This window comes from Mycobacterium sp. TH-M82, assembly GCF_057473605.1.
In genome coordinates, this window is record NZ_JBYCKY010000345.1 from 1 (window position 1) to 2,010 (window position 2,010).

At 63.7% G+C, this 2,010-nt stretch carries 3 protein-coding genes; 1 reads left to right on the forward strand and 2 read right to left on the reverse strand.

Features of this window, described 5'->3' with window-relative positions; all coding sequences use genetic code 11:
• On the reverse strand, positions 1-670 hold a 670-nt coding region (locus tag AC2VON_RS10625), incomplete at its 3' end, for a YfbU family protein (RefSeq protein ID WP_486952921.1).
• 79 nt (positions 671-749) lie between these two features.
• Positions 750-1,352, reverse strand: coding sequence for a recombinase family protein (locus tag AC2VON_RS10630; RefSeq protein WP_486952922.1), 603 nt, complete (start codon positions 1,350-1,352; stop codon positions 750-752).
• A gap of 192 nt (positions 1,353-1,544) precedes the next feature.
• Between AC2VON_RS10630 and AC2VON_RS10635 the strand changes: the two genes are divergently transcribed.
• Positions 1,545-1,781 carry a hypothetical protein gene (locus AC2VON_RS10635; RefSeq protein ID WP_486952923.1) on the forward strand — a complete coding sequence of 79 codons (237 nt, stop codon included), beginning with the start codon at positions 1,545-1,547 and terminating at the stop codon, positions 1,779-1,781.
• The last annotated feature ends 229 nt before the right edge of the window (positions 1,782-2,010 follow it).

Genomic DNA, 2,010 nt, shown 5'->3' on the forward strand with positions numbered 1-2,010 from the left:
CGCGGCCGTCCATGATGCGCCGGTACTCGGCGAGCATCCGCATGTAGATGTCGAGCATCCGGTGGTGGGAGTTTCCGCCGTCGGTGCGGTCCAGCTGCGGCCGCAGTTCGGTCCAGCGGTCGCCATCCTCCATCAGGAACTCGACGTAGCTGGCCATGTGGCTCTCGAGCCCGTCGTTGAAGTCGAAGCCCTCGAACTCCAGCCCATGCGCCGCGTCCTCGTTGATGGCCTCCCCCTGCTTCTCAAGCCGCCTGATGCTGAACGTGATCACGCGGAACATGTCGAGGATGTCCAGTACGCGGTCGCAGTCGCGCTTGGACAGCTCGGTGTGGAACCCTGCGACTTCCTGCCAGTACTCCCGGGTGAAGCCCGATTCGATCATCCGCGCACGCTTCAGTTGGTGATCCGCGTCCCCGTCGTCGTCATTGGCGTCTTCGGGCAGCACACGCGCCAGGATGCGGTGGAGCATCGACAGCATCTGCCGGTCGGCGATCCGCATGGTTTCCGGCGACGGCTCGTCGCCGTGCTTTATCGGCTGCTGATACACGGGGACTACCGCCGCCATGACCAGATCGCGGACGTATTCGCTGAGCGTGACGCCCTCGGCGTCGGCTATCTCCTTGAGCTGATCGCGGATCCGGTCTTCTACCCGGATGTTCAAGACGGCCATACCGCCCCCTTCGTGTTGGTGTATGACGATTATTGTAACACTGTCATACATTAATACGCGGGTGACGCATTCATTTCAGTCACATGGTCGCGGTCGAGTTGCTGGTGTTGAGGGCCTTGCTCAGGTGCCGGTAGATGGTAGGCCGGGTGACGCCGAACTCGGCGGCGATTTGGGCAACGGTGTAGCGACGCTTCCCGTCATCCCGGGTCTCGCTGTACATCTGCTGCGCCAGCTTCACCTGGCGCGGCCCCAGTTTTGGTTTCTGGCCACCGGTGCGGCCACGGGCCCGCGCGGCCGCCAGGCCGTCCATCGTGCGCTCCGACATCAAAGCGCGCTCGAATTCCGCTACAGCGCCGAGGATTTGGAAGAACATGCGGCCGATGGCAGTCGAGGTGTCGATCCCCTGGTCAAGCACCACCAAATCCACGCCGGCGGCATCGAGGCGCTTGGACAACTCGATCAGGTGTTCCAGTGACCGACCCAGCCGGTCGAGTTTGGTCACCACCAGCTGGTCGCCGGCCCGGTTGGCCGACAGTAACGCTTTGTCCAGCTCAGGGCGGCGACCCAGCTTGCCTGACACCACGTCGAGAAAGATCCGATCACAGCCGGCCGCGGTGAGAGCATCGCGTTGGGCCTCGGGGCGCTGGTCGTGGGTGGAAACCCGTCCATAACCGATCCGCATGGCCCGAACGTATCGCCAACCCCCGACAACGTGACGTTGGCGCGGACACGGCAAGCGTTACAGACCCGCCCTGCGAAAACGCCCTACCGTTGGAACTGTCGTGCAAACGATCGTTTATCGGACATCCCCGAATTGGTTTGAGATGCCCCTACCCTTTGTAGGTTGAACCCACAAAGGGGACAGTGTGGTGATATGAGTGAGATGATCCGCACCGACAGCCGCGGCCGCGTCACCCTGGTGGGTCACCCGGACTCGACGTACTTGCTACGCGAAGAACCCGACGGCGTGCTGGTGCTGGAACCGGCCGTAGTGATGTCGGCGGCACAGGCGAGCTACCTCGCGCTCCCGACTGCCGACCGCACGCGCATCGCGGACTTCCTCGACGACCCGGCCACCGCCGTGAAACGCACCTATACGCGGCGCCGCTAGCCGTGCCCATCGAGTCCGCACCGGAGGCCGCCGCGCAGCTCGACGCACTGGAGCAATCTGCCGACGACCAGACTTGTGGGACGCGATCTGCGAACCGGGCTGCACTTCATAACCCACGGCAGAGTGCGCCCTCACCAGTAACCTGGCGAAGTGCCCCCTGACGACGACGGCATCCCTGCCACCGAAGACGACAGCGACAAGCTTGAACGCCTGTGTGCGGCGATACGTG

What these genes read in the sequence shown, in the direction of transcription:
- AC2VON_RS10630 (WP_486952922.1), bottom strand. Translation starts at nt 1,352, where the DNA reads ATGCGGATCGGTTATGGACGGGTTTCCACCCACGACCAGCGCCCCGAG.
- AC2VON_RS10635 (WP_486952923.1), top strand. Translation starts at nt 1,545, where the DNA reads ATGAGTGAGATGATCCGCACCGACAGCCGCGGCCGCGTCACCCTGGTG.